This window comes from Variovorax sp. FW305-3-2-15-B-LB1 (genome assembly GCF_058787635.1).
Map to the genome: position 1 here is coordinate 95,563 of NZ_JBYSZY010000005.1, position 23,842 is coordinate 119,404.

A 23,842-nucleotide genomic window follows, 5' to 3' on the forward strand; every position below is an offset into this window, starting at 1 on the left:
CAACGAGGGGAATACATCATGCGCAAGGATTCCAACCACCACGACCCCGTGACGCCTGTCGCCCACAGCAAGAGGCGCACGTTCCTCAAGGCCTCGCTGGCAGCCACGGCCGCCCCCCTGGTCCTGACACCGGGCAAGACCCGCGCACAACCCACGCCCCTGCCGCCCAGCCCGCCGACAACACCGTGGGTCGAGGACCTGCCCAACCAGGTCACGCCGCTCACGCCGCTGGCCACGCTGACCCCGGCCCCGACCCTCAACGCGAACATCGCGGGCGGCGAGTGCGGTCGTGCACCGCACCAGCGCTACGCGGAACTGACCGTGCCCGGCAAGGCCGGCACGCCGCTGCTGTACCAGCTGACGGCCAAGGAGAACCCGGCCTGGCTGTTCAACGGCAACAACCCCTACTACCCCCCGCAGCCCATCTGGGGCTACGAAGGCAACACGCCGGGGGTGACCACGCCGGGCCCCACGATCCACGCGCGCTACGGGCAGTCGGTCATCTGCCGCATCCGCAACCAGCTGCCGCAGAACCACACGGGATTCGGCTCGCCCGAGATCAGCACGCACCTGCACAACATGCACACGCCGTCGGAGAGCGACGGCTTCGCGAGCGACTTCTACAGCGCCGTCCAGGGCGGCGTGACGCTGACCGCGCCGGGGACCTTCAACGACCACTTCTACCCCAACCTCTACGCCGGCTTCGACGAGTTCGGCGGCCTCGGCGATTCGCGCGAAGCCCTGGGCTCGCTCTTCTATCACGACCACACGGAAGGCGTGACGGCGCCGAACGTGCTCAAGGGCATGTTCGGGCGCTACATGGTCTTCGACGCACTCGACACCGGCGACGAGACCACAGGGCTGCGGTTGCCCAGCGGCGCGTACGACTACCCCCTGAGCTTCTCGGACAAGCGATTCGACTCGGGCGGCCGGCTGACCTTCGACGAGCTCAACCCCGAGGGCGTGCTGGGCGACAAGATCGTGGTCAACGGCAAGATCGAGCCGGTGCTGCGCGTCGCACGCCGCAAGTACCGGCTGCGGCTGCTGAACGTCGGGCCGTCGCGCTTCTACGAGTTCGTGCTGCAGAACACGGGCGGCACCATCGTGTACCCGTACACGCAGATCGCCAGCGACGGCAACCTGCTGCCGGCACCGATCGTGAACCAGCTGAGGGTGCGGATCGCACCGGCCGAGCGCGCGGACATCGTGGTGGACTTCTCGCGATTCCCGCTGAACACCACGCTCTACCTCGTCAACCAGCTCACACAGGTCGATACCCGCCGGCCCGGCCCGGTGCAGTCGCCGGGCACGCGCGTGCTCAAGTTCATCGTCGATCGCCAGCCCCCGACGCCCGACCTGAGCGTGGTGCCGAGCGTGCTGCGCCCGCTGCGCGACCTGCCCAGTGCCAGCGAACTCGCGGCCCTGCCGGTTCGCACCTGGGTGTTCCAGCGCAACAGCGGCATGTGGAACGTCAACGGGCTGTTCTTCGATTCGCTCACGGCCAGAGCCAGGGTCACCCGGGGCACCGCCGAGATCTGGGAGTTCATCAATCCCGACAACGGCTGGCAGCACCCGATCCACGTGCACTTCGAAGAAGGACGGATTCTCAGCAAGAGCGTCAACGGCGTGAGCCTGCCCATTCCCGTGAACGAGCGCGGACGCAAGGACGTCTTCGTCGTCGGCGAACTCATGACCGTGAGGGTGCTCGTGCGCTTCCGCGATTTCTCGGGCAAGTACCTGATGCACTGCCACAACCTCACCCACGAGGACCACGCAATGATGGTTCGCTTCGACATCGTGTGAAGAACGCCGATGACTTTCAGGAGATTCTCATGAACCACCGCAGACACTTGATCGCCGGACTGGGCGTCGCGTCCTTGTACGCGTTCGGCCTGCCCGCCTCCGCCGAGGCACCGGCAACGGCTGCACGCCCGGGGCGTCGCATGCCGAACGTCGAACTGAAGACCCACACCGGGGCGAAGGTGAACTTCTACGACGACCTGGTCCGGGGAAAGATCGTCGCCATCAACATGATGTACGCGGACTGCGAAGGCATCTGTCCGCTCATGACCAACAACCTCCTGCGCGTGCAGGAGCGCCTGGCCTCTCGGGTGGGCCGGGACATCTTCATGTACTCGATCACCATCCGCCCGGAGATCGACACCGTCGAGCACCTGGCCGACTACGCCGAGATGCACAGCGTGAACCCGGGCTGGCTTTTCCTGACCGGGAGCCGGAGCAACATCGACCTCGTGCGCTTTGCCCTGGGCTTCTACGACCCGGACCCGAAGGTCGACAAGGAGATCAATCGCCACACCGGCATGGTGCGCATCGGCAACGACGTCTACGACCGCTGGTCGATGGCGCCGGCGCTGGCGGCGCCCGAGCAGATCGTGGCCGCCATCCTGCATGTCGATCGCAGCCCGGCCGCGGTTCGCCGCGCGGGTGGCGCCATCTTGCAGGCCGACCCTCGGAGCACGGTCTGAACCAGCGCCTGCGCCGACCCCCACCCGGTGGACAGGGCTCACGGGCCCCAGCCACCGGGAAGCGTCTCGTCCCGGCATGGGGCGCCGTGCTCGCAGCGAGCTTCGCGTGGCCCGTCCATGGCCAGAGCCTGGTCGAGATCTACACGTCGGCGCGCGGCTACGACGCCACCTACCAGGGCGCGCGGGCCCAGTACGAGGCCACGCTGGCGCGGGCGGCGCAGTCCAAGGCCGGCATCCTGCCCACCGTCGGCCTGTCGGCCGGCGCCTCGCACACCCGGCAAGACCTCTCGACGGAAGGCAGCGCGACGACGCGCGGGTTCAACACCCAGAGCGTCGGCATCAACGCCACGCAGCCGCTGTACCGCCCCGCCAACTGGGCCGCCTACGAGCAGGGCCAGCGGCAGGCCGAGGTGGCGCAGATGGTGCTCACCATCGCCGAGCAGGACCTCATCGTGCGCGTGAGCCAGGCCTACTTCGACGTGCTCGCCAGCCAGGACAGCCTGGCCCTGGTGCGCGCGCAGAAGGTGGCCGTGGCCGAGCAGCTGGCCTCGGCCAAGCGCAACTTCGAAGTCGGCACCACCACCATCACCGATGCGCGCGAAGCGCAGGCCCGCTACGACCTGGTGATCGCCCAGGAGATCGCGGCCGAGAACGACCTGCAGGTGAAGAAGATCGTGCTCGACCAGCTCGTCGGCAGCACCGGCAGCGTGCCCGTGCCGCTGGCGGCGCCCGTGATGCTGCCTCCGCTCGCGCCCGCCGACATCGAGGTCTGGACCTCGCACGCGGATGCCGGGCACCCAGCGATCCAGCAGGCCCGGCTGGGCCTGGACGTGGCCGGGCTCGAGGTGCAGAAGGCGCAGGCCGGCCACCTGCCCACGCTCGATGCGACCCTGGGCTACAACGTCACGAACAACCCCCAGGGCACCAACACCACGCCGGGTCGCTCGCGGGTCAAGGCCGTCACCGTGGGCGTCTCCCTCAACCTGCCCTTGTTTGCAGGCTACGCGATCGAGAACCGCGTCAGGGAAACGCTGGCGCTCGAAGACCAGTCGCGCTCGCTGCTCGAGGCCACGCGCCGCGGCGTCGCGCAGGCCACCCGCGCCACCTACCTGGGGCTGGTGTCGGCCGCCGGCCAGGTGAAGGCGCTCGAAGCCGCCGAGGTCTCCAGCCAGATCGCGCTGGAGGCCAATCGCATGGGCTACCAGGTGGGTGTGCGCATCAACATCGACGTGCTCAACGCGCAGAGCCAGCTGTTCCAGACCAAGCGCGACCTGGCGGTGGCGCGCTATTCGGTGCTGCTCGGCAATCTCAAGCTGCGGCAGGCCAACGGCACGCTGGTGCCCGAGGACCTGAACGCCATCGATGCCGCGCTTGCAACCCACGGCCGCACCCCGGTCGACAGCGCGGCGCCCGTCTCCGTGTCCAGGAGAACGCCGGCTCGCCAATGACGAGGCATGCCATGGCACGTACCGACAGCACCAGCGACTGCTCGCGGCCATGACGGCGCTGAACATGCAGGTGACGCCATGCGACTGCTTCTGCTTCAGGATCGCGCGCGGGTCGACGACGGCCTGTTCACGCACTTGCGCAAGAACGGGTTCCTGATCGACAGCGTCGAGCGGCTCGGCGACATCGACATGCTGGAGAACGAGTCCTACGACGTGCTGCTCGTCAGCTCGCAATTGCCCGACGGATCGGGACTCGACTGGGTCCGGTTGTTGCGGGTGCAGCACATCACCACCCCGGTCCTGATGCTGATGGTGGGAGCGCCCGGCCCGACCGCGCAGGCCGAGGTCCTCGACGCGGGCGCGGACGACTTCGTGGTGATGCCGTGCCGCCCCGAGCTGGTGGCCGAGCGGGTGCGGGCACTGCGTTGCCGGGCCGCGGGCCTGGCAACGCCGCGCGTGCGGTGCGGCGACGTCGAGTTCGACCTGGGCAGCCGGACGACGGTCCGCTGCGGCATGCCTGTCGCGCTGACCGAGCGGGAATGGAACCTGGTGGAGGCGCTCGCGCTGCGCTTCGATCACACGGTCCCCAAGGCCCAGGTGGAATTGCTGGTGCAGGGGATTCACGGCGCCCCCACGAGCAACGCCCTGGAAGTGCATCTGTCCAACGTGCGGCGCAAGCTCGGGCGGCAGATCATCCGCACGATTCGCGGGGTCGGCTACCGCCTGAATACCTGAGCCCGTCGTCTTCAGACTCGTAAGCGTGCCGCACACAAGATAGCAACCTTAAGACGTGCGACTGGCCAGAATCGCACCACTCGCAGAGCCCCATCACTCACCGATGGCGCCACCACTGTCGCAGCGTCCCCCCGGGGCATGAATGGCGACACCTTCTCACGCAGGTACCACCGAACCATGTTCAAGCCCTCTCCCGCTCTCGTTTTCGCCAATTTCATGCAGCTGCCGACCATCGTGCCGAAAGCGGTGTGGCGCGCGCTGCGCGTGGTGAGCATCGCCTCGGCCCTGGCTCTCGCCGTCATGCTGGCGCTGCGGCCCGCCACCGCGATGCCCTTGTTCTGGGGGCTGATCGTGCCGTCGCTCCCGCTCGTGTTCATGCTGGCACCCGGGCTGTGGCGCAACGTCTGCCCGCTGGCCGCCATCAACCAGATCCCCCGCAGGCTCGGCATCACGCGCGCACTCACGAGCCGCCGCCTGTCGCAGGGCGCGGCATTTCCGATCGGCATCGGCCTGCTGATCTGCGCGGTCGTCGCGCGCAAGCTGCTGTTCAACGGCAACGGCATGGCCACCGCCGGCCTGCTGGCGGCAGCCATGGGGGCGGCGCTCATCGGCGGCCTGCTGTTCAAGGGCAAGAGCGGCTGGTGCAGCAGCATCTGCCCCCTGCTGCCGGTGCAGCGGCTGTACGGCCAGACGCCGTTCATCCGCATCGCCAACACGCACTGCGAACCGTGCGTGGGCTGCGCCAAGAACTGCTACGACCTCAACCCCGGCGCGGCCTACCTGGCCGACCAGTACGACCCGAACCCGGCCTACCGCAACTTCCGCAGCTTCTTCGCGGGCGTCTTTCCGGGCCTGATCCTCGGCTACTACCTCGTGCCTTCGCCCGCCGAGATCGGCCCGGTCTCCACGGTCATGCAGATGCTGGTCTACATGGCCGCCAGCCTGACGCTCTTCAACCTGATCGAACTGCTGGGCAGCAAGACGCGCAACCTGTCACCGGTGCTCTTCGCGGCGGCCGCGTTCTCGCTGTACTACTGGTTCACCGCCCCGCTGGTCGTGAGCACCTTGAGCAACCTGAGCGGCATGGCCATCGCCCCCGAAGTCGTCGCCACGCTGCGCGGCCTGACGATCATCGCGAGCCTGACGTGGATCGCGCGGTCGCTGCATGTCGAGCGCCTGTTCCTTCGCCGTGAACTGCGCAAGGGTGTCCGGGACGGTTCCCGGCTGGCGCCGATCGTCATCGAGACGATGCGGCTGCACCGCGGCCCGAACGATGCCGCGCGCAAGGCGCCGGTTGCAGCCCCGCCGGAGAACGAGGCCGCTGCGGCCGCGCCGGCGGATGCGTCCCCGCAGCCGGCCGAACTCTGCATCGATCCCACCGGCACGAAGACCCCCATCCGCAAGGGCCAGACCCTGCTCGAAGCGCTCGAGGACTGCGGCGCCCCCATCAACGCCGGCTGTCGTTCCGGCGTGTGCGGCGCCGACCCGATCGCCGTCGTGGCGGGCGGCGAACGGCTCGCCCCCATCGGCAGCGACGAGCGGGCGACGCTGGCCCGGCTCGGCTGCGCCGACGGCACGCGCCTGGCCTGCATGGCGCGCATCCGCAATGCCGGGCCCATCCGCATCGACCTGAAGCGGGAGGCGACCCCGGCGGCGCGCGAGACACGCAAGCCCGAGGTCGTGCCCTTCGATGCGTCGATCCGCCGCGTCGTGATCGTGGGCAACGGCGTGGCCGGCCTGACCGCGGCCGACCATGTGCGACGTCGCCACCCCGACTGCGAGATCCACCTCATCGGCCGCGAGAACCACAACGCCTACAACCGGATGGCCATTGCCAAGCTGATCAGCATGCCGACAGGTGTCCAGGGCCTGCACCTGCTCCCCGAGCAGTGGTATGCCGAGCACCGTGTCACCGCGTGGCTCAACACGCATGTGTCGGGCGTCGACACGCAGCGTCGCGAGCTCACGCTGGCGACCCGGGAGACGCTGGGCTACGACAGGCTCATCCTGTGCTCGGGCAGTTCGGCGTGGGTCCCGCCGCTCGACGGCTACGGCATCGAAGGCAGCTTTGTGCTGCGCGATGCCGACGATGCGATGGCGATCCGCGACTACATGCAGCGCTTCCACGGCACCTGCGCGGTCGTGCTGGGCGCCGGCTTGCTCGGCCTGGAAGCGGCGCAGGCGCTGGCGCAGCTCGGGGCGCAGGTCCAGGTGCTGTCGAACAGCGGCCAGATCCTGGACCGGCAGATCGACACCCCGGCCAGCGCCTTGCTGGAAGCGCACCTGGCAACCCAGGGCATCCATGTCATGACCGGTGCCGACGCCGCCCGGCTGGAGCCGGGCAGCGAGGGCCGCGTGGCGCGGCTCGTGCTGAAGGACGGACGCCAGCTTCCCGCCGACGTGGTCGTGGTGTGCACCGGCGTGCGCGCCAACGTCGACATCGCGCAGTCGGCCGGCCTGGCGCTCGGCCGCGGCATCATCGTCGACGCGCAGATGCGCACCAGTGCCCCCCATGTCTACGCCGCGGGCGATGTGGCCGAGTTCGAAGGCCACTCGATCCCCCTGTGGGCCGTGGCGGCCGAGCAGGGAGAGATCGCGGCCGTCAATGCGCTGGGCGGCAAGCGCGTCTATCGCGGCCATGTGCCCGTGACCGCGCTGAAGGTCTCGGGCATCGACGTCCGCTCCGCGGGCTCCGTGCACGCCGCGCGGCCCGGCGAATTCGAGTTGACCCAGTCCGAGCCTGCGCAGGGCATCTATCGCAAGCTGGTGGTCGCCGAGGGCCGGCTTGTCGGCGCGGTGCTGGTCGGATCGCCGGACGAGGCGGACGAGGTCATTCCCGCCGTGCGCGAGCACGCGCCGGTCTCCGCGATGACCGCCTTGCTGGAGCGTGGGGACTGGCAGCAGCATTCGGTGGCATTGGCGGCCTAGCCCTACACGCAGCAGGGCAAGGCCCTGGACGAATGCCTGCAGCTGTTCGGCGACTGGGGCTACATGGTCGAGTACCCGATCGCGCGCATGTATGCCGACGCGCGCGTGCAGCGCATCTATGGCGGCACCAGCGAGATCATGAAGGACCTGATCGCGCGCAAGCTGGGCGCATGAAAGCACCCCGTCGAGGGTGCCCGCGACCACGGAACGACAACGCGCCCTCGCCGGTCGACATACGGCCCGCCTCCGGCTGAGCCAGAGGGTATTCCCCGAGCCGGTGTCGGCGAATCTGTCGGCTGGTTGACGGAATCGATGGCCGCTGTTTCCTAGCATGGAGACGCAGTCCCACCCCCTGTCGCAACGGGGGACGCGCCCAGAGGCGCGGGGCCTGCGCGACCCATTCCCAAGGAGACACTTCCGTGAACAGGACATTGCTGCGGCCGGCACTCACCGCGCTGGCCCTTCTCGCCCTCGCCGGCACGGCCACGGCGCAGGACGGCGCCGGCTACCCGGGCAAGACGGTGACCATCGTCGTGCCCACGCCGCCCGCCGGCGGCACCGACCTCATCGCGCGGCTGTTCGCCGACGTGCTGGGCAAGGCCTTCAAGCAGAGCGTGATCGTCGACAACCGCGCCGGCGCCAACGGCATCCTGGGCGTCGACTTCGTCGCCAAGGGGCCGGCCGACGGCACGCGCGTGCTGTTCACCTACGCCGCCACGATGGTGATCAACCCGGCGCTCTACAAGAAGCTGCCCTACGAGCCGCTCAAGGACTTCGCGCCCGTCGCGCAGGTGGGCCGCGGCGGCAACCTGCTGCTGGTGCGCAAGGACCTGCCGCCGAACACGCTCAAGGACTTCGTCGCCCACGCCAAGGCCCACCCCGACAAGCTGAACTACTGCTCGTGGGGCAACGGCTCGGGCGGGCACCTCACGATGGAAAGCCTGAAGAAACAGGCCGGCATCTCGCTGCTGCACGTGCCCTACAAGGGCAGCAGCCCCTGCGTGCAGGACCTCATGGGCGGCCAGGTGGACGCCGGCTTCGCCGACATCTCCTCCACCATCGAGGTCGTGAAGGCCGGCCGGGTCAAGGCCCTGGCCTACAGCGGCCCCGACCGCCTGCCGATGCTGCCCGACGTGCCCACGATGACGCAGGCCGGGTTCCCGTTCAAGAACTACACCTGGTACGGCTTCTTCGTGCCGGCCAAGACACCGCCCGCCATCGTCAAGCGCCTGAACGAAGAGATCTACCGCGCGCTGCAGGACCCGGCCGTGACCCAGCGCCTGCGCGAACTCAACTTCACCGACCTGCCGCGCCCCACGCCGGAGCAGTTCAAGGAGGTCCTGCGCCAGGACCTGCAGGACTGGAGCGCCCTGGTCAAGTCCATCGGCGTCACGCTGGACTGACACCCGATCCACCACGACGCCGGGGCCCTGCCTCCGCGCGTCCCGGAGAACCCCCATGACACAAGAAAAAACCACCCCGTCCGCGCCCCTCGGCGGTTTCAACACCCTGCCCGGCCAGGGCAGCCACCTGCCCTTCGATGCGCCGCCCAGCGCCAGCATCGCGGGGCGCAAGCTGTCGGAGTCCACGCACGAACGGCGCAAGGCGGTGCCGCACTTGCGCGACGACGCACCGAACGTGCTGATCGTGATGCTCGACGACGCCGGCTTCGCGCACCCCGACACCTTCGGCGGCGAGATCCACACGCCCACGCTGACGCGGCTGGCCGGCAGCGGTATCACCTACAACGCCTTCCACAACTGCGGCGTGTGCTCGCCCACGCGCGCGTCGCTGCTGACGGGGCGCAACGCGCACCGCGTGGGCTACGGCCACATCTCCGAATACGCCACCGACTGGGACGGCTACGTGGGCGTCATTCCCAAGAGCGCCGGCACGATGGCCGAGGTGCTCGGGGCCTGGGGCTACAACACGGCCGCGTTCGGCAAGTGGCACAACACGCCGGCCAACCTGACCACGCAGATGGGCCCCTTCGACCGCTGGCCCACCGGCCACGGCTTCAACCACTTCTACGGCTTCCTGGGCGGCGAGAGCTCGCAGTACGAGCCGCGCCTGGTCGAGAACACCACGCTCATCGAGCCACCGCGCGACGAGGGCTACCACCTGAGCGAGGACATGGCCGACAAGGCCTGCGGCTGGCTGCGCCGCCACCGCGCCATCACGCCCGACAAGCCCTTCCTGATGTACTGGGCACCCGGCGCGGTGCACGGCCCGCACCACGTCTTCAAGGAATGGACCGACAAGTACAAGGGCAAGTTCGACGACGGCTGGGACGCCTACCGCGAACGCGCCTTCGCGCGCCAGAAGGCGATGGGCTGGATCCCCGAGACGGCCGAGCTCACGCCCCGGCCCGAGACGCTCGCCAGCTGGGACAGCATTCCCGAGGCCGAGCGCCCGTTCCAGCGCCGGCTGATGGAGGTCTACGCGGGCTTCCTGGAGCACACCGATGCGCAGATCGGCAAGGTCATCGACGAGCTGGAGCAGCTCGGGCTGCGCGACAACACGCTGGTGTTCTTCGTGTTCAGCGACAACGGCGGCAGCGCCGAAGGACAGAACGGCACCGTGGTCGAGCTGCTGGCGCAGAACCGCATCTCCACAAAAATATCGCAGCACCTCGAACTGCTGGAAGGCCTGGGCGGTCTCGACGTACTGGGCGGACGCAAGACCGACAACATGTACCACGCCGGCTGGGCCTGGGCCGGCTCCACGCCGTTCCAGAGCACCAAGCTGATCGCCGCGCACTTCGGCGGCACGCGCACGCCGCTGGTCGTGTCGTGGCCGCGCGGCATCCGGCCCGACACCACGCCGCGCTCGCAGTTCCACCACGTCAACGACATCGCGCCCACGCTCTACGACATCCTGGGCATCACGCCGCCGGTCGAGCTCAACGGCGTGCGGCAGGATTCGCTGGACGGCATCTCGATGGCCTACACCTTCGCCCATCCGCAGGCCGAGGGCCGCAAGGGCGTGCAGTACTTCGAGGTGGCGGGCAGCCGCATGGTGCACCACGACGGCTGGACCGCGGGCGTCTTCGGCCCGCGCATTCCCTGGGTCGCGGGCGCCGCGCCCGGGCTGGCCAGCTGGGACCCGGACAACGACGTCTGGGAGCTGTACCACGTCGCGAAGGACTACGCGCAAGCGCACGACCTGGCGCAGGCGCAGCCGGCCAAGCTGGCGCAGATGAAGGAGATGTTCGCGGTGCAGGCGGGCATCAACCACGTCTATCCGCTGGGCGCGATCTACCACCTGACACTGAAGCCGCAGCACCGCATCGCGCCCCGGCATACCTCGTGGCACTTCAGCGGCGACATCACGCGCATCCCGGAGAACTGCGCGCCCAACATCAAGACGCGCAGCCACACCGCCACCGTCGATGCCACGCTGGGCGAGCGCGCGAGCGGCGTGCTGTTCGCGCTGGGAGGCTTCAACGGCGGCATCTGCCTGTACCTGGACGACAGTCACCTGGCCTACGAATACAACATGCTCGGCATGTACCGCTTCAAGGCGCGCTCGCCCGCGCGCATCGCCGCCGGACGCCGTGCGATCGACATCGAGTTCACGATGAGCGACGGCACGGCGCCCCAGCGGCCCGCGCGCGCCGTGCTGCGCGTCGATGGCGTGCAGGTGGCGACGTGCGACATCGGGGTCACCGTGACGGCCATCTTCTCGGCCTGCGAGACCTTCGACGTCGGCTGCGACCTGGGCTCGCCGGTGGCGGCCGAGTACTTCGAGCGTGCGCCGTTCGGCTTCGACGGGCGCATCCACGACGTCTGGCTGCGCTATGCGGAGGCCCAGTCGTGAGCACGTTCATCACTGAAGCAGACGCCTACGCCATCGGCATCGAGGCCTACACCTATGCCTATCCGATGGTGGTGATGGAGCTGACGCGCCGCGTGGCCACCAACGTCGCGCAGCCCGACGGCGCACGCGTGCGCGGGCCGATGAACCGCTTCGTGCACGTGCCCACCTACCCCGACGCCGGTTTCAAGGACGTGGTGCGTCCCAACGCCGACACGCTGTACTCCAACATCTGGTACGACGTCGGCGAAGAGCCGCTGGTGCTGACGCTGCCGGACATGGGCGAGCGCTACCACGTCATTCCGTTCTACGACCTGTGGACCGACGTGTTCGCCACGCTGGGCACGCGCACCAACGGCAACGGCGGCGGCCACTTCGCGCTCGTCGGCCCACGCTGGAAAGGCACGCTGCCCGAGGGCGTGCGCGCCATCGTGAGCCCGACGGACGTGGGCTGGATCGTCGGGCGCATCCAGACCAACGGCGCGGCCGACTACGCCCACGTGCACACGCTGCAGGCCGGCTTCGAGGCCGTGCCGCTGTCGGCCTGGGGCAAGCCCCATGACCCACCCGCCGGCCACGTCGATGCAGCGATGGACATGCGCCCGCCCGTCGAGCAGGTGGCCGCGCTCGGCGCCGGCGACTTCTTCGCGCTCTTCGCCGAACTGCTCCAGCGCAACCCGCCGCATGCCACCGACGGTGCGCTGCTGCTGCGCATGGCGCGCATCGGCCTGGTCCCCGGCCGCGGCTTCGCACTGGCCGAAGCACCCGAGGCGGTGCAACGCGCCCTCGAGCGTGCCGCGCCCGATGCCTACCGGCGCATGCTCGAGCGCGCACCGGCGATGCGCATGGTGCGCAACGGCTGGAGCCTCGGCAGCAATGTGGGCGTCTACGGCAACGACTACCTGGCGCGCGCCTTCGTCGCCTACGCCGGCCTGGGCGCCCTGCCGCGCGAAGAGGCGATGTACCCGCGCTCGGTCTGCGACAGCGAGGGCCAGCCGCTGTCGGGCACCGCGCGCTACGTGCTGCACTTCGATGCGCACGAGCTGCCGCCGGCCGATGCGTTCTGGTCGCTGACGCTGTACGGCCCCGACCAGTTCTTCGTCGACAACGCGCTGAACCGCTACGCCATCGGCGACCGCGACGCGCTCGCCTTCAACGCCGACGGTTCGCTGGACCTGCACATCCAGCACGCGTCGCCGGGCACGGCCAAGGCCCCGAACTGGCTGCCCGCGCCCGCCGGCCCCTTCAGCATGAACCTGCGCCTGTACGTGCCGCAGGCGCCGGTGCTCGACGGGCGCTGGGCACCGCCTGCGCTGAAGCGCCTGCCCTGACCGAACCGACCGCATCGACAGCACCGTCCCCCACCCGAAAGGCACTCACCTTCATGAACCGTTTCAGCTACCGCGCACTGCGCGCGCCCGGCCTGTGCATCGTCGGGCTCCACCTGGCGGCCGGCGCCGCCCTGGCGCAGGCCGACTACCCGAGCAAGCCGATCCGCATCATCGTCCAGTACCAGGCCGGCGGCTCGGCCGACGCGCTCGCGCGGCTGGTGGGCGACGGGCTCGCCAAGCGGCTGAAGCAGCCCGTGCTGGTGGAGAACCGCAGCGGCGCCGGCGGCATCATCGGCACCGACTACGTGGCCAAGAGCGCGCCCGACGGCTACACCGTGCTGCTGTCGGTGCCGGGCCCGATCGCCGCGAACCTGGCGCTGTACAAGAAGCTGCCCTACGACCCGCGCACCGACCTGCGCCACGTGTCGGACATCGCGAGCACGCGCACGATCATGGTCGTGCACCCCTCGGTGCCGGCGCAGGATTTCAAGGGCCTCGTCGAGGCCGTGCGCAAGGCGCCCGGCAAGTACGCAATGGGCTCCTGGGGCCCCGGCGTGCAGCCGCACCAGATGCAGGTCTTCATGGACAAGACCTACGGCACCCAGACGCTGCATGCGGCCTACAAGGGCGAAAGCCCGATGGCGGTCGACCTGCTCAGCGGCGTGATCCAGATGACCGTGGGCTCCATCAGCACCTTCCAGCCCTACGTCGCGGCCGGCAAGCTGCGCGCCATCGCCGTGTCGGGCGCGCAGCGCGCCAAGGCGGCGCCCACGGTACCGACCTTCGCCGAGCAGGGCTACAAGGACGACATGTTCATGCTCATGGCGCCGACCTCGCTGCTGGTGCCGGCCAAGACACCCGACGCCATCGTCGAGAAGCTCAGCCGCGAAGTCGCAGCCGTGGTGAAGCAGCCCGAGGTGCAGCGCCGCATCGAGGACATGGGCGCCGAGCCCATCGGCAACACGCCGGCCGAAGCCTCGGCGGCGTACAAGGCGTTCCTGCCCGTGTCGCTGAAGCTCACGCGGGCCACGGGCGTCACGCTGGACTGATTGCGCCGCCGGCCGAGACCCGTGCATCACCCGCCTCCCGATTTCGAACCCCGGGTGTACACCCCGCAGCGCATCGCCGCGGTCGTCGCCACGCTGGCCTCGGACGGCATCCCCGCCGCACAGGCCCTGGCCGGCAGCGAGCTCGACGAGGCCGCGCTGCGCGAGCCCGGCACGCGCGTGTCGTATGCGCAGACGGTCACCGTGGTGCGCAATGCGCTCGCGCTGGCACGCAACCCCACGGTGGCGCTGCGCGCCGGCGCGCGCATGCACCTCACGGCCTACGGCATGTGGGGCTACGCGCTGCAGAGCAGCCCCACCTTCAGCGCACTGATCGAGTTCGCCATCACCTACCGCCGCACCATCGGGCCGCTGGCCGACATGCACCACGACCCCGTGCGCGCGCCCGGCACCTGCAGCTTCGAGGTGCTGGTGTCGCCCGACCCGCGCGATCCGCTTTACCGCTTTGCGCTGGCCTTCACCTTCGCGGCCCACCTGACGCTGGCGCGCGACCTGTACGGCGATGGCTTCGGCTTCACGGGCCTGCGCCTGGCCTGCCCCACGCCCGAACACGGTGCGGGCGTCTGGGAGGCGTGGTTCCAGTGCCCCGTGCGGTTCGGCCAGCCCGACAACGCACTGCAGTTCGACGAGGCCTGGTGCACGCGCGCGCCGCGCCTGCACGATCCGCTCACGCACGCCATGGCCAGCGAGAGCTGCCAGCAGTTCGTGGCCGGACTCGCGCATGCCGGCGGCATCGCCGCGGCGGTGCGCCGCAAGTTGGTGGAGCAGATGCCGTGGCGCTTTCCGAGCATCGAGTCGATGGCCCGCACGCTCGCGCTGGAGCCGCGCACGCTGCGGCGGCGGCTCGCCACGCATGGCACCACGTACCGATCGATCCTCAACGAGGTGCGCCTGCGGCTGGCCATCGAGTACCTGCGCAAGACCCGCATGACCACCGAGGAGATCGCGGAGCGTCTGGGCTACAGCGAGGCCGCGAACTTCCGGCATGCCTTCGTGCGCTGGACCGGCACCAGCCCGCACGCCTACCGCCTGGCCTGCGCGCCGTGCTGAGGCCTCGGCTCAGTCTTCCGCGGCGATGCGGTGCAGCCGGGGCAGGTCGACCACGGTGACCAGGCGGTAGCCCTCGTTGCAGCCGAGCACGCCCTCGTCCTTGAACTGCGCCAGTTCCTTGCCGACGGTCTGGCGCGACACGCCCAGCATGTTCGCCAGGTCGGTCTGCGACACGCGCAGCTCGGTGTCGCACGGCGCGCCGCTCGCGTCCCCGTAGCGATACACCATGTTGAGCAGCGTGATCGCCGTGCGCCGGCGCACCGAGCCCAGCACCTGGTCCTGCAGGATCTCGGCGCTCATGCGATAGCGCCGCAGCATGGTCTGGGCGATGCTGCGCCACAGCACCGGCTCCGCATCGAGGATGCGCCGCATGGCGGCACCGGGGATGTGGATGATGTGCGAATCGGCGCGCGCATCGAAGGCGAAGATGGGCTGCATGTCGTCGATGAGATGCACCATGCGCGTGATCTGGCCGGCCCCGAGCACCGAGAGGATGTACTTGTCGCCGGCCGCGTTGGTGGCCGCGATCTCGATCGAGCCCGACACGATCACGAACACCTCCCGCTGGTGGTTGCCGCGGCTCACGAGCGGCGTGCGGCGCCGGTAGTGCCTGGCGCGCGCGGCGTTCGCCAACTCGCGCAGCCGGTCTTTCGGCCAATCGAGAAACACCGCGCACGTGCTCAGCCCGTGCTCGATTTCTTCCCTTGTGCTCTGCGATACGGGTTGCGGGTATTCCATGGGATGACTCAGCAAAAACTGTTGCCTGGTTGACGGATTCGAAGAGCAGCGATTCCTATCATAGGACTGGCCAATCAAAGAACAACGAGGAACTCCCTAAGTGAGACATGCACGCTCCCTGCCTGCACGCCTGCAGCTGTTTTGCAGCACCGCGGCACGTTCGTTGATCCGGCTTCTTGCGTCGCCCATGCGACGCGATGCGCGAACGACGAGACCCCTGCGCAGCATGCGCGGCTCGCGCGACGCGATGCGAATGCCGTGATGCGCGGCCACACGCCCTGCGCGCGCGGCTAGAAGCCGCCCCCCTTTTTCCCGAAGTCCCCGAAGGGCATCCGCCCTTCGGAACACCCGAGCCCTGGAACGCAGCGATGCGCACCAGCGGACTCGTTCATCCCTGAAGAAGCAAGCAAAGCAAGACCTGCCATGAAACATCACTCCCTCGCCGCACTGGCCCTTCTCGCTACTGCCGGCACTGCATCGGCGCAATCCTCCGTCACGGTGTTCGGCATCGTCGACGTCGGCATCAGCCGCTACACGTCCAAGAGCACGTACCACAGCCCCAACCCCTTCGCGCTGCCACCGGCGAACGCCGCGGGCGGCAGTGCCAAGACGAGCCAGACCGCGCTGTCGAACTCGGGCTATGCGGGCAGCCGCGTCGGCTTTCGCGGCACGGAGGACCTCGGTGGTGGCCTGGCGGCGAGCTTCTGGCTGGAGTCGGGCATCACCAACGACGACGGCGCCAAGGGCATCACCAACTTCAACCGCCGCTCGACGATGAGCCTGTCGGGCCCGTTCGGCGAACTGCGCCTGGGCCGCGACTACGCCGCGACCTTCTGGAACGACACCGTCTTCGATCCCTTCGGCACCAACGGCGTGGGCACCAACCTCATTGCCAACATCAACAGCCGCATCGCCGCCATTGCCGGCCCCGGCTCCGTCGTGGCCGCGACCGACAACTACATCCGCACCGGCAACTCGATCGGCTACTTCCTGCCGCCGAACCTGGGCGGCGCCTACGGCCAGCTGCAATACACGCTGCACGAGAACACCAAGCGCAGCGACCAACCCGGCACGCCGTCGGCCAAGGGCCGCTACGTGGGCGGCCGCCTGGGCTATGCCAGCGGGCCGCTCGACATGGCCATCGCCTACGGCCAGAGCACGGCCGCCGACAGCACCACGCTCAACGCGCTGGGCATCGCGACCGCCACGCAGGAGCGCAAGATCAACGCGCTGAACCTGGGCGCGTCGTACAACTTCGGCCCCGCCAAGCTGTTCGCCGAGGTCTCGCGCGTGCAGGACAAGAACGAGACGGGCACGCTGCAGAACCTGCCGGGCCTGACGGTTCCGTTCATGAACACCACGACGCGCAAGGACAAGTACAACGGCTACATGCTGGGCGTGACCGTGCCCGTGGGCCCGGGCCTCATCCGCGCGTCGTACGCGTCGGTGAAGTACAAGAACGGCGCGCCCGCTGCCACCGACCTCAACAGCCTGCTGTGGGGCCTGAACGGCAACCGCGACACCACGGCCAACCAGATCTCGCTGGGCTACGTGCACAACCTGTCCAAGCGCACCGCGCTGTACGCCTCGGTGTCGCGCATCCGCATCAAGGACGGCTGGAACAACCCCGGCGTGATGGGCGCCATCACCGGCGGCTCGGCCGCCTACCTCACGGGCGGCACCGCGCAGGCCGCGGGCTGGGCGCCGCGCTCGTCGATGGGCTACGACTTCGGCATCCGCCACGCGTTCTGAGCGCCTGCGAAAGGAGGTACCCATGGCTTTGAAACACCTGTCGCCGCTGTTCATCGCAGCCCTGCTCGCGGGCGGCTGCGCCACGTCGCCCGCGCCGACCACCTCGGCCGCCGACGTCGGCGAAACACGCCCGGGGTCGGGCTATCTCAAGGGCTACCTGGCCTCGGCCGAGATGCCCGACAGCCTGGCGCTGCTGCCGCCGCCGCCCGAGGCGAACTCGGCCGCGCTGGCGGCCGACGTCGCCGCGTTCCGCAGCCTCACCGCGCTGCAGGGTTCGCCGCGCGGCGCGCTCGCGGTGCGCGATGCCAACCTGCGCTTTCCGGAGGCGGCCTCCACCTTCTCCTGCGCGCTGGGCGTGCGCATCTCCGAGCAGCAGACGCCGCACCTCAACATGCTGCTGCGGCGCACGCTGGCCGATGCCGGCGGCGCCACCTACAAGGCCAAGGAGAAGTACCAGCGCACGCGGCCCTTCGTGGCACTGAAGGCCGCCAGCTGCACGCCGAAGGAAGAGGCGCACCTGGCCAAGGACGGCTCCTACCCCTCCGGACACTCGGCGCTGGGGTGGGCCTGGGCCCTGGTGCTGACGGAGCTCGCGCCGGAGCGCGCGGATGCGCTGCTGCAGCGCGGCCGCGCCTTCGCGCAAAGCCGCGGCATCTGCGGCGTGCACTGGCGCAGCGACATCGAAGCGGGACGCCTGATCGGCGCGGCGACCGTGGGCCGGCTGCATGCCAACCCGGTGTTCACGGCGCAGATGAGCGCGGCGAAGCACGAGATCGCGCAGGCACGCAGCCGCCCGGACAGCGCTCCGCCCGCGGCCGACTGCGCGGCCGAGGCGAATGCGATCGCGGGCTCCGCGGTGCTGACGCCCTGAGCACGCGCCCCCTCGACCACCTCGCCCACGGCCAGCGTGTGTGCGGGTTGTCGAGGGGAACGCTGCGTGTGCGAAGCGGGTAGCCTCGCCAACTCCAACCACTCCAAGGAGACCTCGCATGCGCCATCGTTCCGTTCTGTCATGGGGTGCCGCGGCCTCGGCGGTCGCACTCCTCGCTGCATGCGGCGCCATGTCTTCGGGCAAGGACGCCAACCCGATGAGCTTCTTCATCACGAGTGCCAACCCTGGCAAGGGCGGCGACCTCGGCGGCCTGGCTGGCGCCGACCGCCAGTGCCAGGCGCTGGCCGCGAGCGCCGGTGCGGGGGGCAAGACCTGGCGCGCCTACCTGAGCGCCACCGAAGCGGGCGGCCAGCCGGCCGTCAACGCACGCGACCGCATCGGCGCCGGGCCGTGGCGCAACGCCAAGGGCGTGGTCGTGGCCACCAGCGTGGCCGACCTGCACAGCGCGAACGCCAAGCTCGGCAAGGACACCTCGCTGACCGAAAAGGGCGAGGTGGTCTCGGGCTTCGGCGATCCGGTCAACCGGCACGACATCCTCACCGGCTCGCGCCCCGACGGCACGCTCGCGCCGGCCGCCGCCGGCAAGGACACCACCTGCGGCAACTGGACGCGCAGCGTCGACGGCTCGGCCATCGTCGGCCACCACGACAAGAAGGGCACCAACCCCGACCCGGTCGCCAACGCCTCGTGGAACGCCTCGCACGGCACGCGGGGCTGCAGCGTCGACCAGCTCAAGCAAAGCGGCAGTGCCGGCCTGATGTACTGCTTCGCCGTGAACTGAGCCCGCAGGGCGGCGCCCCGGCCCGTGTGTCGATCCACGGGCGGGCGCGCTGCGATGTGCCACAGACGACCCATCGGAGGATTTCATGATCCAAGCCACCCAGCCCCTGCGTGCAGCGCCGCGGCGCCTGCTTCTTTGCCTGGGTGCCGCGGCACTCGGCCTGGGCGCCTTCGGGGCAAGCCCCGCGTGGGCACAGACGGCCTGGCCCAGCAAATCGATCACGCTGCTGATCGGCTTCCCGCCCGGCGGGCAGACCGACTTCGCCGGCCGCGTGTTGACGAACGGCATGCAGGGCGCGCTCGGCCAGCCCGTGGTCATCGACAACAAGGCCGGCGTGAACGGCAACATCGCGTCGGTTGAACTGATGAAGGCGCCACCGGACGGTCACAAGCTGCTGGTGGGCAACGGCTCGATGACGATCATGCCGCACGTGTACACCAAGCTCGGCATCGTCGATCCGCAAAAGATGACACCCATCGGCATCATGCTGCAGTCGCCGCTGGTGCTGGTGGTGCCCGCCACGTCGCCGATCAAGACCTACGCGCAGTTCGCCGAAGAGGTGAAGTCGCGTGCCAAGAGCGGCAAGGGCATCGACTACGGAACGGGGGGCGCAGGCTCGCTGATCCACGTCACCATGGAACTGCTGCGCGAGCGCCTGGGCAACCCGGCGATGAACCATGTGCCCTACAAGGGCAGCAGCCCGGCGATGGTCGACCTGATGGCCGGGCGCCTCGACGCCATGTTCGACGCGACCTCCGTCGTCGCGCCGTTCGTGAAGTCGGGTCAGCTGCGGCCCCTGCTGGTGACCAGCGACAAGCGTTCGCCGATGCTGCCGAATGTGCCCACCGCCGCGGAAAGCGGCATCAAGGACTTCAGCATCATCTCCTTCATCGGCCTGTACGGGCCGCCCGGGTTGAGTCCCGAGGTCGTGAAGAAGGCCAACAGCGCGATGAACGCGGCACTGAAGGAGCCGACCGTGGTCAAGAGCATCGTCGATCGCGGGGACGAGCCCGGTGGCGGCTCGCCCGAGCAGCTCGGCGCGATGACCCGCGACCAGTACAAGATGTGGGGCGCCGTCGTGAAGGCAAACAACATCACGGCCGATTGAGCTTCGGCCCCGCGCCGCGCATCAGGCGCTGAGCACCTCGCGCAGGTGCTCGACAAAGGCGCGCGCCGCATCGGGCAGGCGCCGCCCCGCCATGCTCTGCACCTCGAAATGCCGCTCGTTCATCTCGCGGTCGCGCAAGGCACGCGCCACGATCGTGCCGTTCTCGAGCTGCTGGCGCAGCGCGAGCTCGCCGCAGAAGGTCACGGCCTGGCCGTGCGCCGCGTAGTGCACCAGCGGGTAGAGGTGGTCGCTGGTCAGTGCCGCCTCGAGCGGCAGGCGCTGGCGGGCGCAGCTGATGTTGAGCAGCTGGCGCAGTGTCGACGTGGGCGCCGGCAGCGCGAGCGGGTAGTGGACCACCTGCGCCAGCGACACCTGCCGCCGCTCGGCCAGCGGATGCGAAGGCGCCATCACGGCGCACACGGGCGAGGGGTGCCGGATCTCGACGTCCAGGCCGTGCTCCGAACCCAGGCTCACCGTCACGCCGAGGTCGACCAGGCCTTCGCGCACGCGGCGCGCCACCTCGCGCTGCACGCACATGTCGAGCGAGAAGCGGATGCCGGGACAGCGCGCCTGGAACCCAGCCACCAGGGCCGGCAGGAACTCGTAGGCAAAGCCCTCGGTCGCGGCCACGCGCACCTCGCCCTTGCGCAGGCCGCGCAACGCGAGGATGTCGTCGGTCACGCGCTCGATGTCGAGCCAGGCCCGGCGCGCGTGCGCCGCCAGCAGCTCGCCGGCTGAGTTCAGCGCCATGCCGCGGGCGCGGCGCTCGAACAGGAGGGTGTCGAGCTCGCGCTCGATGCGGCCGATCTGGCGGCTCACGGCCGACGGCGCCACGTTCAGCCGCACGGCCGCCTCGGTGACCGAGCCGACGCGCGCCACCTCCAGGAAGTAGCGCATCGACTCCTCCTGGAGCACGCGCTGGTTGATCGGGCGTTCGGTGCGCGCCCCGCTGCGGGCGGGGGCGGGAGACTTGGAAGTGGGAGATTTCATCGGCGTGGTCTGCGTTGCGCCTGCAGCAACGCAACCTTCCAATCATTGTGCTTGCTACACCGCAGGGCGTGCCCCAGCATTTCCCCTCCCCCTCTTCTCTTCGCTCTACGGAAGGACCCTGTCAATGAACGCTCCCCGTTCGCAAGCGCCGCATCGGCGCTGGTGCTGTGCTGTCCTCGCAAGCCTGGCCGCCTGCCTCGGCACGGCCCTGCCCGCGATGGCACAGGCGCAGGCTCAATTGGCCTACCCGACGCGCCCCGTCACGCTGGTGGTTCCGTACCCGCCCGGCGGCAGCGCGGACACGGTGGGACGCCTGGTCGGCCAGCGCCTGTCGGAAGAGCTGGGGCAGCCGGTGCTCATCGACAACCGCCCCGGTGCCGGCACGGCGGTCGGCGCCGCGTTCGTGGCCAAGGCATCGCCCGACGGCTACACGCTGCTGCTCGGCTCGGGCTCGACCCTCACGATGAACCCGGCCATCCGCCCGAACCTGCCCTACGACGCCCTGGGCAGCTTCGAGCCGGTCGCGATCGTCGCGCGCATTCCGCTGATCCTGCTGGCCAACAAGAACGTGCCCATCGGCAACGTCAAGGAGTTCGCCAGCGCGGTGCGCGCGGCGCCGGACAAGTACTCGTACGCATCCTTCGGCACGGGCACGTCCTCGCACTTCACCGGCGAGATCATCCTGCAGGCGGTGGGCGCGAAGATCATGCACGTGCCCTACCGGGGCAGCGCACCGGCCATGACGGACCTGATCGGCGGCCAGGTGCCGTTCTCGGTGGACACCGTCACCGCCGCCATTCCGCAGCTCAAGGGCGGCAAGGTCAAGGCGATCGCCGTGACCACCCGGCAGCGCTCCTCGCAGCTGCCGCAGGTCCCGACCTTCGCCGAGGCGGGCTACCCCGAGGTCGATGCCGACACCTGGATCATGGTCGTCGCGCCGAAGGGCACCCCCGCGCCGGTGCGCGAGCGGCTGGAGAAGACACTCGCCAAGATCGTCGCCACGCCCCAGGCCCAGGCGGCCCTGCAGGCCCAGGGCGCGGAGCCGGCCTTCGCCGGCGCCGCCGCCTCGCTCGCGCAGATCGAACGCGAACTGCCACTCATGCGCGCCGTCGCCCGGCGCGCCAACATCCAGGCCGACTGAGTGCGGCACATTCCGAAAGCCATGACCCAAGCTTCCTCTTCTTCCTCCTCCGAGCTCGTCGAACTCTCCGCCGTGGAACTGCGACGGCTGATCGGCACGCGCGCCCTTTCGCCGGTCGAGCTGCTCGAGGCCTGCATCGCGCGCATCGAGCAGCTCAACCCCTTCGTCAACGCCGTGACCGCCACCTGCTACGAGCGCGCCCGCGCCGAGGCCCGCGCCGCGGAGCGGGCCGTGAAGAGCGGCGAGCCGCTGGGCCTGCTGCACGGCCTGCCACTGGGCGTGAAGGACCTCGAGCCGACGGCGGGACTGCTGTCCACCATGGGTACGCCCGCCTTGCGCAACCATGTGCCGTCGAACGACATCGAGCTGGTGCGCCGCCTGCGCGCCGCCGGCGCGATCGTGGTGGGCAAGACCAACGTGCCCGAGATGGGCGCCGGCGCCAACAGCCGCAATCCGGTCTGGGGGGCCACGGGCAATCCCTTCGACCCCAACCTCAACGCCGGCGGTTCTTCGGGCGGTTCGGCCGCGGCCCTGGCGCTGGACATGCTGCCGGTGTGCACCGGCTCGGACACCGGCGGCTCGCTGCGCATCCCGGCCGCCAAGTGCGGCGTGGTGGGCCTGCGGCCGTCGCCGGGCATCGTGCCCAGCGTGCGCAAAAGCCTGGGCTGGTCGCCGATCTCGGTGGTCGGTCCGATGGGACGCGATGTGGCCGACGCCTGCCTCCAGCTCGCGGCCACGGCGGGCCCGCATCCGGGCGATCCCTTGAGCTATCCGCTGGAGGCGTCGGCCTTTGCGCGGCCGGCGCCGCTGGACCTGTCGCGCCTGCGCGTGGCCTGGACCACCGACTTCGGCCTGTGCGATGTCGACCCGTCGATCCGCCGGACGATGCACGATCGCATGGCCGCCATGCGCGGGCTCTTTGCGGCCTGCGACGAGGTGCGCTTCGACCTGGGCGAGGTGCACCGTTGCTTCGACGTGCTGCGCGCGGAAGCCTTCGTCGCCGGCATGCGCGAAGCCTACGAACGCGCCCCCGAGAGCCTGGGCCCGAACCCGCGCAGCAACTACGAGATGGGCGCGCGCATGAGCCTGCCGGACGCGGCCTGGGCGCAGACGGAACAGACGCGCATCCTCCAGCGCTTCCAGAAGGTGTTCGAGAACTACGACCTGGTGCTCTCGCCCACGACACCGGTCTCGCCCTTTGCCTGGACGCAGTCGCATGCGCTGCAGATCGACGGCCGCCCGCAGGAGAACTACTACCGCTGGCTCGCACTGACCTACGTCGTGACGCTGACCACCCACCCTGCGATCAGCCTGCCGTGCGGCACCGACGAGCGCGGCATGCCCTTCGGCCTGCAGGTGGTGGGGCGCTTTCGCGGCGACCTCGCGCTGCTGTCGGCTGCGCAGGCGATGGAGCAGGCCTTCGCCCCCGACCCGCGGCTGCGCCGGCCGCGGCCCGATCTCGCGCGCCTTCGCAAGGCCGAGCCGGCCCTCGACTCGATCGTGACCGCGCCGCCCGACGACCGGCACGCCAGCGTGCCCACCGACGGCGCCCCGGCGCCGGTGGTCTGAGGTCCGCGCC

At 69.8% G+C, this 23,842-nt stretch carries 18 protein-coding genes and 1 pseudogene; 17 read left to right on the top strand and 2 right to left on the bottom strand.

The genetic code is table 11. From position 1 onward, the window contains the following. Positions 1 to 18 precede the first annotated feature (18 nt). From AC3WQR_RS05020 to AC3WQR_RS05070, 11 genes and pseudogenes are all read left to right on the top strand, one after another. Positions 19 to 1,803: a multicopper oxidase family protein gene (locus tag AC3WQR_RS05020; RefSeq protein WP_492741301.1), complete on the top strand. Its 1,785-nt coding sequence runs from the start codon at positions 19 to 21 to the stop codon at positions 1,801 to 1,803. Between the two features lie 29 nt (positions 1,804 to 1,832). Further along, a complete protein-coding gene (locus AC3WQR_RS05025) occupies positions 1,833 to 2,486 on the top strand; it encodes an SCO family protein (RefSeq protein ID WP_070059880.1) in 654 nt (217 codons plus the stop codon). Positions 2,487 to 2,572: 86 nt separating this feature from the next. Continuing rightward, the gene (locus AC3WQR_RS05030; RefSeq protein ID WP_492741302.1) at positions 2,573 to 3,934 is read left to right on the top strand and encodes a TolC family outer membrane protein; all 1,362 of its coding nucleotides are present in this window, start codon (positions 2,573 to 2,575) and stop codon (positions 3,932 to 3,934) included. A gap of 78 nt (positions 3,935 to 4,012) precedes the next feature. After that, entirely contained in the window at positions 4,013 to 4,669 is a 657-nt protein-coding gene (locus AC3WQR_RS05035) for a winged helix-turn-helix domain-containing protein (RefSeq protein ID WP_062470843.1), read from the top strand. A gap of 216 nt (positions 4,670 to 4,885) precedes the next feature. Further along, positions 4,886 to 7,597, top strand: a complete 2,712-nt coding sequence (locus tag AC3WQR_RS05040) for an FAD-dependent oxidoreductase (protein WP_492741303.1) — start codon at positions 4,886 to 4,888, stop codon at positions 7,595 to 7,597. A 9-nt stretch (positions 7,598 to 7,606) separates the two neighbouring features. Next, positions 7,607 to 7,771 (top strand): annotated as a pseudogene (locus AC3WQR_RS05045) (acyl-CoA dehydrogenase family protein); the annotation flags it as partial. Positions 7,772 to 8,016: 245 nt separating this feature from the next. Next, positions 8,017 to 9,000: a Bug family tripartite tricarboxylate transporter substrate binding protein gene (locus AC3WQR_RS05050; protein WP_492741304.1), complete on the top strand. Its 984-nt coding sequence runs from the start codon at positions 8,017 to 8,019 to the stop codon at positions 8,998 to 9,000. A 55-nt stretch (positions 9,001 to 9,055) separates the two neighbouring features. Next, complete coding sequence (locus tag AC3WQR_RS05055) at positions 9,056 to 11,416, top strand: arylsulfatase (protein WP_492741305.1); 2,361 nt, start codon at positions 9,056 to 9,058, stop codon at positions 11,414 to 11,416. Next, positions 11,413 to 12,744, top strand: a complete 1,332-nt coding sequence (locus AC3WQR_RS05060; protein WP_492741306.1) for a DUF1254 domain-containing protein — start codon at positions 11,413 to 11,415, stop codon at positions 12,742 to 12,744. Before AC3WQR_RS05055 ends, AC3WQR_RS05060 begins: the two co-directional genes overlap by 4 nt. A gap of 53 nt (positions 12,745 to 12,797) precedes the next feature. Next, positions 12,798 to 13,793 carry a Bug family tripartite tricarboxylate transporter substrate binding protein gene (locus AC3WQR_RS05065; protein WP_492741307.1) on the top strand — a complete coding sequence of 332 codons (996 nt, stop codon included), beginning with the start codon at positions 12,798 to 12,800 and terminating at the stop codon, positions 13,791 to 13,793. A gap of 21 nt (positions 13,794 to 13,814) precedes the next feature. After that, positions 13,815 to 14,861, top strand: coding sequence for an AraC family transcriptional regulator (locus AC3WQR_RS05070; protein ID WP_492741308.1), 1,047 nt, complete (start codon positions 13,815 to 13,817; stop codon positions 14,859 to 14,861). Positions 14,862 to 14,870: 9 nt separating this feature from the next. On the opposite strand, the gene AC3WQR_RS05075 is transcribed toward AC3WQR_RS05070, so the two are convergent. Further along, positions 14,871 to 15,530, bottom strand: coding sequence for a Crp/Fnr family transcriptional regulator (locus AC3WQR_RS05075; protein ID WP_062470825.1), 660 nt, complete (start codon positions 15,528 to 15,530; stop codon positions 14,871 to 14,873). A gap of 492 nt (positions 15,531 to 16,022) precedes the next feature. On the opposite strand from AC3WQR_RS05075, the gene AC3WQR_RS05080 reads away from it, so the two are divergent. The 4 genes from AC3WQR_RS05080 to AC3WQR_RS05095 all read left to right on the top strand — a co-directional run bounded on the left by AC3WQR_RS05080 (position 16,023) and on the right by AC3WQR_RS05095 (position 20,132). Continuing rightward, positions 16,023 to 17,351 (top strand): porin, encoded by a 1,329-nt coding sequence (locus AC3WQR_RS05080; protein ID WP_492741309.1) that lies wholly within the window; start codon positions 16,023 to 16,025, stop codon positions 17,349 to 17,351. A 22-nt stretch (positions 17,352 to 17,373) separates the two neighbouring features. After that, on the top strand, positions 17,374 to 18,222 hold the full coding sequence (locus tag AC3WQR_RS05085; protein WP_492741310.1) for an acid phosphatase: 849 nt from the start codon (positions 17,374 to 17,376) through the stop codon (positions 18,220 to 18,222). A 118-nt stretch (positions 18,223 to 18,340) separates the two neighbouring features. Then, entirely contained in the window at positions 18,341 to 19,024 is a 684-nt protein-coding gene (locus AC3WQR_RS05090) for a hypothetical protein (protein ID WP_095744436.1), read from the top strand. 85 nt (positions 19,025 to 19,109) lie between these two features. After that, positions 19,110 to 20,132 (top strand): Bug family tripartite tricarboxylate transporter substrate binding protein, encoded by a 1,023-nt coding sequence (locus AC3WQR_RS05095; RefSeq protein ID WP_070059833.1) that lies wholly within the window; start codon positions 19,110 to 19,112, stop codon positions 20,130 to 20,132. Positions 20,133 to 20,153: 21 nt separating this feature from the next. Here the strand turns inward: AC3WQR_RS05095 and AC3WQR_RS05100 are convergent, their stop codons facing one another. After that, a complete protein-coding gene (locus AC3WQR_RS05100) occupies positions 20,154 to 21,059 on the bottom strand; it encodes a LysR family transcriptional regulator (RefSeq protein WP_369647749.1) in 906 nt (301 codons plus the stop codon). 187 nt (positions 21,060 to 21,246) lie between these two features. Between AC3WQR_RS05100 and AC3WQR_RS05105 the strand changes: the two genes are divergently transcribed. Next, positions 21,247 to 22,263: a Bug family tripartite tricarboxylate transporter substrate binding protein gene (locus AC3WQR_RS05105; RefSeq protein ID WP_492741311.1), complete on the top strand. Its 1,017-nt coding sequence runs from the start codon at positions 21,247 to 21,249 to the stop codon at positions 22,261 to 22,263. 21 nt (positions 22,264 to 22,284) lie between these two features. Then, entirely contained in the window at positions 22,285 to 23,832 is a 1,548-nt protein-coding gene (locus AC3WQR_RS05110) for an amidase (protein ID WP_492741312.1), read from the top strand. The last annotated feature ends 10 nt before the right edge of the window (positions 23,833 to 23,842 follow it).

Coding starts and splice junctions, on each gene's coding strand:
- AC3WQR_RS05065 (WP_492741307.1), top strand. CDS start 12,798: ATGAACCGTTTCAGCTACCGCGCACTGCGCGCGCCCGGCCTGTGCATC.
- AC3WQR_RS05110 (WP_492741312.1), top strand. CDS start 22,285: ATGACCCAAGCTTCCTCTTCTTCCTCCTCCGAGCTCGTCGAACTCTCC.
- AC3WQR_RS05055 (WP_492741305.1), top strand. CDS start 9,056: ATGACACAAGAAAAAACCACCCCGTCCGCGCCCCTCGGCGGTTTCAAC.
- AC3WQR_RS05090 (WP_095744436.1), top strand. CDS start 18,341: ATGCGCCATCGTTCCGTTCTGTCATGGGGTGCCGCGGCCTCGGCGGTC.
- AC3WQR_RS05040 (WP_492741303.1), top strand. CDS start 4,886: ATGCAGCTGCCGACCATCGTGCCGAAAGCGGTGTGGCGCGCGCTGCGC.
- AC3WQR_RS05035 (WP_062470843.1), top strand. CDS start 4,013: ATGCGACTGCTTCTGCTTCAGGATCGCGCGCGGGTCGACGACGGCCTG.
- AC3WQR_RS05085 (WP_492741310.1), top strand. CDS start 17,374: ATGGCTTTGAAACACCTGTCGCCGCTGTTCATCGCAGCCCTGCTCGCG.
- AC3WQR_RS05025 (WP_070059880.1), top strand. CDS start 1,833: ATGAACCACCGCAGACACTTGATCGCCGGACTGGGCGTCGCGTCCTTG.
- AC3WQR_RS05080 (WP_492741309.1), top strand. CDS start 16,023: ATGAAACATCACTCCCTCGCCGCACTGGCCCTTCTCGCTACTGCCGGC.
- AC3WQR_RS05020 (WP_492741301.1), top strand. CDS start 19: ATGCGCAAGGATTCCAACCACCACGACCCCGTGACGCCTGTCGCCCAC.
- AC3WQR_RS05105 (WP_492741311.1), top strand. CDS start 21,247: ATGAACGCTCCCCGTTCGCAAGCGCCGCATCGGCGCTGGTGCTGTGCT.
- AC3WQR_RS05095 (WP_070059833.1), top strand. CDS start 19,110: ATGATCCAAGCCACCCAGCCCCTGCGTGCAGCGCCGCGGCGCCTGCTT.